General features: G+C 48.6%; 7 protein-coding genes. 5 read left to right on the top strand and 2 right to left on the bottom strand.

From position 1 onward, the window contains the following. The coding region (locus V4534_03125) for a YihY family inner membrane protein (GenBank protein MES2503850.1) at positions 1–648 on the bottom strand (648 nt) is incomplete at its 3' end. Between the two features lie 65 nt (positions 649–713). Between V4534_03125 and V4534_03120 the strand changes: the two genes are divergently transcribed. Further along, positions 714–2,054 carry a Mur ligase domain-containing protein gene (locus V4534_03120; GenBank protein MES2503849.1) on the top strand — a complete coding sequence of 447 codons (1,341 nt, stop codon included), beginning with the start codon at positions 714–716 and terminating at the stop codon, positions 2,052–2,054. Beyond that, complete coding sequence (locus tag V4534_03115; protein MES2503848.1) at positions 2,051–3,097, top strand: hypothetical protein; 1,047 nt, start codon at positions 2,051–2,053, stop codon at positions 3,095–3,097. The genes V4534_03120 and V4534_03115 overlap by 4 nt, the downstream gene beginning before the upstream one ends. Here the strand turns inward: V4534_03115 and V4534_03110 are convergent. After that, complete coding sequence (locus tag V4534_03110) at positions 3,047–3,430, bottom strand: DoxX family protein (protein MES2503847.1); 384 nt, start codon at positions 3,428–3,430, stop codon at positions 3,047–3,049. The two genes, V4534_03115 and V4534_03110, sit on opposite strands and share 51 nt — an antisense overlap. Before the next feature lie 12 nt (positions 3,431–3,442). Between V4534_03110 and V4534_03105 the strand changes: the two genes are divergently transcribed. The 3 genes from V4534_03105 to rpoD all read left to right on the top strand — a co-directional run bounded on the left by V4534_03105 (position 3,443) and on the right by rpoD (position 7,459). Next, positions 3,443–3,913, top strand: a complete 471-nt coding sequence (locus V4534_03105; protein MES2503846.1) for a GatB/YqeY domain-containing protein — start codon at positions 3,443–3,445, stop codon at positions 3,911–3,913. Further along, on the top strand, positions 3,914–5,503 hold the full coding sequence (locus tag V4534_03100; protein ID MES2503845.1) for a CHC2 zinc finger domain-containing protein: 1,590 nt from the start codon (positions 3,914–3,916) through the stop codon (positions 5,501–5,503). Between the two features lie 69 nt (positions 5,504–5,572). Beyond that, positions 5,573–7,459 carry an RNA polymerase sigma factor RpoD gene (gene rpoD / locus V4534_03095; protein MES2503844.1) on the top strand — a complete coding sequence of 629 codons (1,887 nt, stop codon included), beginning with the start codon at positions 5,573–5,575 and terminating at the stop codon, positions 7,457–7,459. The last annotated feature ends 4 nt before the right edge of the window (positions 7,460–7,463 follow it).

Genomic DNA, 7,463 nt, shown 5'->3' with positions numbered 1-7,463 from the left:
CTGAATGTATAAGCCGAATAAATGCTTTGCCGATTCGAATAGGATTGTGGCTAGCAGCGCTCCTTTGGCAGCGTCTTTCCAAAAGACGACGCAATTGGGCAGGAAGCGATAGATCAAAGTCAGCCCAATCCAAGTTGATAGAATGGACATCATGTCAGCGAAAGGTAGCCAACTAAGAAGCGAATTGGCCAAAGCCGCCAATGCAATGCCTGCCAGAATCGGCAGGATTAACAGCACAGCCGCGTAAGTAACAAATGAGCGTATATCCCACGGTCTTGGCTTTGCCCCCCAGATGGCGCTGAATGCATTTTCGATGGTGGCTATCATCATCACCGCGGAGATAATCAGAAAGACTATGCTGCCCGCTGAAAGGCCAGCCGCGTTTTTGCTAAAGGTTTCTATGTATTCTTTAATTTCGGAGGTAGAGTAGGCCACCATGTGTTTTACCAGGTAGGCTTCGAAGTCTTTGGTCGATTGTTCAAAAAAAGGAAAGAGCGTGCTGAGAGCGAGTCCAGCCACCAGCAGAGGTACAATTGAAAACAAAGTCTGATAGGCGAGCGCGCTTGCCGAGGTGAATCCATTTTGATCTAAAAAATGGGTGGTGGCGGATTTCCAAAAACGATATTGCCGTGTGAACCAGAGTCTCATTAGACGCATATTATCATATAAAACAGACTTGGCGCGCTGGAAGTTTTGGCATAAGATTTAGATGTATGAAGATTTACCTCATTGGGATTGCTGGCACGGCCATGGGTGCTTTTGCGGGATTGTTAAAGCAAGCGGGTCATGAAGTGGTTGGCTCCGATGCCGCGACCTATCCACCCATGAAAGATAAGCTTTCTGAATGGGGTATACGCGTTAAGACACCGTATGCAGCGAGTAACATAGAGGCGGACAGCGATTTGGTGGTGGTTGGAAATATTGTTTCCAAAGATCATATCGAAGTGCTGGAAGTTTTGCGTTTAGGACTGAAGACGACTTCCTTTCCCCAAGCTTTAAACTCATTATTTTTAAGTGATAAAAAGTCGGTGGTCGCAGCTGGAACACATGGAAAAACCACTATCAGCGCGATTTTGGCCCACACGCTCACCCACACAGGTCGTGATCCAAGCTTTTTAATCGGAGGCATCGCTCAGAATTTCACGGAAAGTTTCCATGTTGGTGCGGGCGAGCCCTTCGTGATTGAGGGGGACGAATACGACACGGCGTTCTTTGATAAGGGACCGAAATTTCTTCACTATAAGCCGTTTTATTTGCTGTGCAGTTCACTAGAATACGACCATGCCGACATTTATAAGTCTGTAGATGAAATTATTGAGCGCTTTGCTCAGTTGATTTCATTGGTGCCAGGAGATGGCGTGATTGTGCTCAACAATCTCTTTCCAGATTTAAAGCGTGCGCTAGAAAAGAGCGAGCTGAAGGCCAAGCTGATTGAATACGGTGAGCCGGCGATGCTTGTTGAGTCTTCCAAAGGCCTTGAGTTTGAAGTGAACGCCGCCCGCGTGAGCATCCCGTTGGCTGGACGGCATAACGCTCAAAATGCCTTCGGTTGCTACCTGATTCTTCAATCGATGGGTTTGACGCACGAAGAGATACAAGGTGGCTTTTCTAGCTTTCAAGGTGTGAAGCGGCGAATGGAAGAAGTCGGCTTGAAAAATGGCATTTTGGTGATTGATGATTTCGCGCACCACCCTACAGCTGTTAAAACAACTTTGGAAGGCGCGAAAAAACGCTACCCAGGCAGGCCGCTTTGGGCATTGTTTGAGCCACGCTCAGCCAGTAGCTGTCGAAAAGTCTTTCAAAATGCCTACGCCGCCAGTTTTGATGCCGCAGATCGGGTGCTGCTTGCACCGCCTGGGCGCCATCTTGAGCCAGGCATTATGATGGATGTGCCTAAGCTTGCTTTGGATGTCGGCCTCAAAGCAACCGCTTGCGACTCTTACGATAAGATGATTGAGTTGGTGCGTGCTGAAGTACCAGCAAATGCGGTACTGCTATGTATGTCCAATGGGGCATTCGGTGGCATTCATCGGAAAATTTTGGAAGTGCTATGATCGTTGCGAATCTAAAAGCATTGGAAGGGTTGGTGTGGGGAACGGCGCTTGGCGACGGGCTACACCGGATGCATCGTTTTCGAAAGCCGCCCTTTTTGCTGCATTCTGCCAGTGGCACTTGGTTTTTATCCGTTTTTCAAGCAGTATTTGAACCAGGGGATCTCTCGACCAAGCTGCAAGTGCTGGCCACGCCGCGTCACGGTATGGCGCTGAGAGGTGATGCCAGCGCTTTGGCTGGTACATTGCTTGAAGCTTCAAATGCGCGGCCTTCACATCGGTTGCTAGGCGATATCTTGCCTTGCATGACACCACTTGCTTTCTTATCCAAAGATGAATCCAGCTTGGTTGAAAAGCTGATTGACTGGACACATGTGACCCATTGGCATCCACGAGTCATCTCTTCTGTGGCGCTGCTAGTCGGTGCACTGCGGGCTTTATTAATGGATGCAAAACTGCCGCTTGAAGGCCAGCTGCAACAAGGTGAATTGCTTGCCGATCGCGTCCTGCATAGGTTGTTCGAGCGCAAGGAAGCAGATACGCCGCAAGCTATTTGGACAGCACATCAAGCGCTTAGGCACCATGTGGCTGTTGGAAAAGGCGCTGTGGATCCTGTTGATTTGCAGTTTCCGGCAGGCTTTGACGGGCGAGATAGCCCTGAGCAAATCGTAATTTATGCCTTGGCTTTAAGCTGCCAGGTCGCCCCGGCAGAACTTAAGTTAAATGTTGTGTTGGAAAATGGCAGCACCAGCGATATTTTGGCGCCTTTAGTGGGTGGTTTGATAGGATTTCACGAAGGCATATCGACCATGCCGCCGCATTCACTCCAGATAATGTTGAGCAAAAGCTTGTGGTCTAGACACTTGACGGCATTGGCGCAGCGCGATTTCTATTTTCCCGCGCTCGCTGAGGCAGAAATCACGCTCACGTTGTCTGAAGAATCCGCTTTGAAAGAACTCGATCACTTCCAAAGCGGCTCTGGGCTCAAAAATCAATTAGCGCTTTTTGAAGACAAGATAATCAAGCGAGAATCTGCCGGAGCCTAATAGGCTCATGGCTAAAAAAGCGATACCAAAGAGAAAGGAAGCTTCACGCGTTCCCCAGTCTGCGCCGCCATGTATGTGAAAGCAGGCTACGGCCATGACAATAATTACGGGAATGGCACTATAGCGAGTCAGTACGCCAAAGGCCACTAATAGCGCGCAGAAAAATTCCGCAAATACCACAAACGCCATGCTTGGCACCGGTCCGATCCCCAAAGGGTCCGCAAAGCCGGGTGACATTTCGGCAAAGTTCATCAGTTTCGGTAAACCATGAGCGAGCGCCATCGAGAGGCCAAAGGAAAGTCTCAGGGCAAGTGTTGCGATGTTGAATTGCATAGGATATACCATATGGCATCTATGACTAGCCTACAAGAACGAATCGGAAACGACTGGAAAGAAGCCATGAAGGCGCGTGATCCGAAAAAAGATGTTCTGTCTTTAATGAAGACGGAAATTAAAAATAAAGCGATTTCTTCCAGAACCGACGGTGCGGCTGGCACAGAGCTTGGCGATGCGGCTGCATTAGATGTTTTGATGAAGATGGCCAAACAGCGCCGTGAGTCAATCGAGTCCTTTAAAGCCGGCGCGCGTCAAGATTTGGCTGACAAAGAAGCGTTAGAACTTGCTACTATTGAGTTGTATTTGCCCAGCGCTTTAACCGATAGTGAATTGGAAGCTTTGGTTCAGGATGTCGCGAAAGAAATTGGCGCTGAAGGCCCAAAAGACATGGGCAAGCTGATGAAAGCCGTGATGACCAAAGCCGCCGGCGGTGCCGATGGCAATCGCGTCCAAGTCATGGTGAGGAAGTGTTTGGGATAAGTGAAACTCGAAGAAGCGATACAGGAAATTAAAAGACGAACGGATTTGGCCCAGGTGATTGGACAAACCGTTAAACTTCGAAAGAACGGCTCACATTATGTGGGCCTTTGTCCGTTTCATGGCGAAAAATCCCCGTCTTTTAATGTTCGACCAGACAGGGGCTATTTTAAATGCTTCGGTTGCGGCGCCAGCGGCGATGTTTTCGAGTTCCTGCAAAAGACCACCGGTCAGCTGTTTATTGATATTGTCAAACGCCTGGCCAGCGAACACGGCATTGAAATCGAACAGACATACAAACCGAGAGTCAATCCCGCGGTTGCCGATTCATTGGCCAGTATGCAGTCCATGTTTAGGCAACAACTTAAAGGTGAGGCGCTTTCTTATCTGACCCGCCAGCGAAAATATTCGACCGATTTTATCGATAAGATGGAACTTGGTTACGGCGGCGCTGTTTCAGGCCTGTTTCAAGGTCGCATTACCATTCCGATTAAGAATCATCGCGGGCAACTGGTAGCCTTTGGCGGCCGCATCTTTAACGATTCAGAAAAAAGCCGCCCGAAGTATGTCAACAGTGCGGCTAGCGAGCTATATGACAAAGGCCACGTGCTCTACGGGCTATTTGAATCGCTGCCTTTAATTAAAACGCAAAAACGAGTGGTCTTGGTGGAAGGCTATTTTGACGTGATGGCGTTGTTGGCCGTCGGCATCCCAGCGGTAGCACCTTGCGGCACGAGTTTAACAGAAGGCCATCTGGAACTTATCCATAAATACACAGACCAGGTGGTGTTGTGCTTTGATCAAGATAGCGCAGGCCATTTGGCACATGAAAAAGCATTGCTGATGTTTTTAAGCAAAGGCTTTTCGGTACAGACGGTTGTTCTGCCAGCCAAAGACCCAGATACACTGTGGCAAAACGGCCAAGCTCAAACATTGAAAGATTTATTCGCCAAGCCGAAAGATGCCATCGAAAACCGAATCGAGCTCGCGCTGCAAGAAAGCGTAGGCGGCGTTCACCAACGCATTGGCGCCCTACAAGCTTTGATGCCCGTGCTCAGTGCCTCGCCAGATCCCTTAGTCAATAGGCAATACGTGCGCCTCGCTGCCCACATGTTGAAAGAAGACGAAGGCCTATTGGTTGGCGCGGTATTAAAATACAGACCTGGCAGCGTCAAAAGGGCGCCTGCACGCGCCACTGCTGCGCCTGCCACGCGAACTCCTTGGTCTGATGCTGAAAAGCTTCTTTATAAAGCTGTGATCGCCGCACCAGCCTTGGTGCTGAATCACCCCGATATTTTAGAAGATGTTGGTTTAAATCCTGAGCTCAAAGCAGTGCTTACCGCACTGGTTCAGGGCGAAAATTTGCTCGATATTACTTTGCCAGAAGTGCAATTAGGTGAAATTTTGGTATCAGGGGAAGAAGCAGAAAAAATATTTTTAGGCTGGTCTGACAAGGTGGCTCGAGAAAAAAGACAAATTTGGTTGAAAGAACAACATCTTAAGTTGATGTCTGCTACAAATCAGGGTAACTTAGATGAGGTTCGACAAACACTAAAAGACCAAAGTGGCGCGTTAAAAAAAGGCTGGACTTGAACACTTTGGTGGATCAGCTATGGAAACGTTTTCTCCTTGGAAAACATCCAATGAGCTCGAAGGCTTCTTATGACACGTACGACCGATAAAAATCAATCTGAAATTGATCTAGACCTTGATCTAGACGACCTAGAATTAGGCAATGAATTAGAATTTGAAGCCGACGAATTCGAGGCACCTGCCCCAAAGCCAAAAGCTGCCGGCGCGAATAAAGCCTCTCAAAAACCACTTCATGAAAGACGCGAAGTCGTTAAACTGGTTAATCGTGGGCGCGATCGCGGCTCGTTAACCATTGACGAAATTAACGACGCTTTAGGCCATGACGTTGCCAAAATGGAAGACCTGGAAAACCTGGTCGCTATTTTGCTCGAAGCCGAAATCGAAATTACCGACGAAGGTGGCAGGCCGACAGAAGCTGCGGGCCGTGATGAAGTCGAAGAATTTACGCCTGAGCCAGACATTGAAACCCCTGATGTGGCCACAGGCGAGTTTAACAAAGGCAGCGATCCGGTAAGGCTCTACCTGCGCAAGATGGGCTCTGTGAATCTCCTAACCCGCGAAGGCGAAGTCGAGATTTCCAAACGCATCGAAGAAGGCGAGACAGAAGTCTTGGATGCTGTCCTTAAGACGCCAATTTGTCTGGTTGAAATCTTAGATTTAGGTGACCGCCTTAAAAAAGGCAAAATCCGCGTCAAAGAAATCGTCAAAGAAAATGAGCCCGGTGAAGATGGCCAAACCATCGAATTCGATGAACCAAAAATCACCGAACGCGCTCTGAAAATCGTCTCTGAATTGAGCCAACTTCGCAAGCACATGACCGAAGTCAACGGCGAGCGCGTGGTTGAGCTTTTAAGAGAGCTCAAAATCAACAAGAGGCAAATCGACCGAATCGTGCAGCGCATCAAAGTCTTGGTCCGCAGGGTCAACAAAGTCGAATTTGAACTGTCCAATATTGAGCGCCGCGTCAATCGCCAAGCTCATGTGGTGCTCTCTGAAATCCGCGCATGCGATAACGATCAGCCCAAAATGCAGGCCTTGGCCAAGAAATGGTTTTTGACCGTTGAAACTCTGCAAGACTGGTACCGTACCATCGTCATGGGCGTGCATCGCATCAAGCGTGTACAAGAAGAAGCTTTGGTAGAAGTTGAGCCACTGCGCGATGCCTACCGCTTAATCCAAAAGGGTGAGCGTAAAGCCAATCGCGCCAAAGAGCAGCTGGTTGAAGCCAACTTGCGTCTGGTTGTGTCGATTGCCAAGAAATATACAAACAGAGGCCTGCAGTTCTTGGATCTTATCCAGGAAGGCAATATCGGCTTGATGAAAGCCGTAGATAAGTTTGAGTACAAGCGTGGCTATAAGTTCTCAACCTACGCTACTTGGTGGATTCGTCAGGCAATTACGCGCGCCATTGCCGATCAGGCGCGCACAATTCGTATTCCAGTGCATATGATCGAAACCATTAACAAGCTGGTACGAACCAGTCGTTACTTGGTTCAAGAGTTAGGCCGTGAACCGACCCCGGAAGAGATCGCTGAAAAAATGGAGATGCCGGTCGAAAAAGTTCGTAAGGTATTAAAAATTGCCAAAGAGCCTATTTCTCTGGAAACACCGATTGGTGACGAGGATGATGGCGGCAGCTCTCTAGGCGACTTCATCGAAGATAAATCTGCGGTTAACCCGTCCAATGCAGTGATGCTCATGAACTTGAGCGAGCAAACCCGTAAAGTGCTGGCCACTTTGACGCCTCGTGAAGAAAAAGTTTTGCGCATGCGTTTTGGGATTGGCGAGCGTTCTGACCATACTTTGGAAGAAGTTGGCCAAGATTTCGAAGTCACCCGTGAACGTATCCGGCAGATTGAAGCTAAAGCCCTTAGAAAACTCAGACATCCTTCTCGATCTAAAAAGCTGTTTGCTTTCTCAGACCCGACAGAGCTACAGATACAAAAGAATCAGTAGGAGA

This window comes from Myxococcota bacterium (assembly GCA_040387835.1).
GTDB lineage: Bacteria > Myxococcota > UBA727 > UBA727 > JABDBI01 > JAZKCZ01.
This window is presented reverse-complemented; position numbering and strand designations above follow the sequence as displayed.

Excerpts from the sequence above, each read along its gene's own strand:
- V4534_03105 (MES2503846.1), top strand. The coding sequence starts at position 3,443 with ATGGCATCTATGACTAGCCTACAAGAACGAATCGGAAACGACTGGAAA.
- V4534_03115 (MES2503848.1), top strand. The coding sequence starts at position 2,051 with ATGATCGTTGCGAATCTAAAAGCATTGGAAGGGTTGGTGTGGGGAACG.
- rpoD (MES2503844.1), top strand. The coding sequence starts at position 5,573 with ATGACACGTACGACCGATAAAAATCAATCTGAAATTGATCTAGACCTT.
- V4534_03120 (MES2503849.1), top strand. The coding sequence starts at position 714 with ATGAAGATTTACCTCATTGGGATTGCTGGCACGGCCATGGGTGCTTTT.
- V4534_03110 (MES2503847.1), bottom strand. The coding sequence starts at position 3,430 with ATGCAATTCAACATCGCAACACTTGCCCTGAGACTTTCCTTTGGCCTC.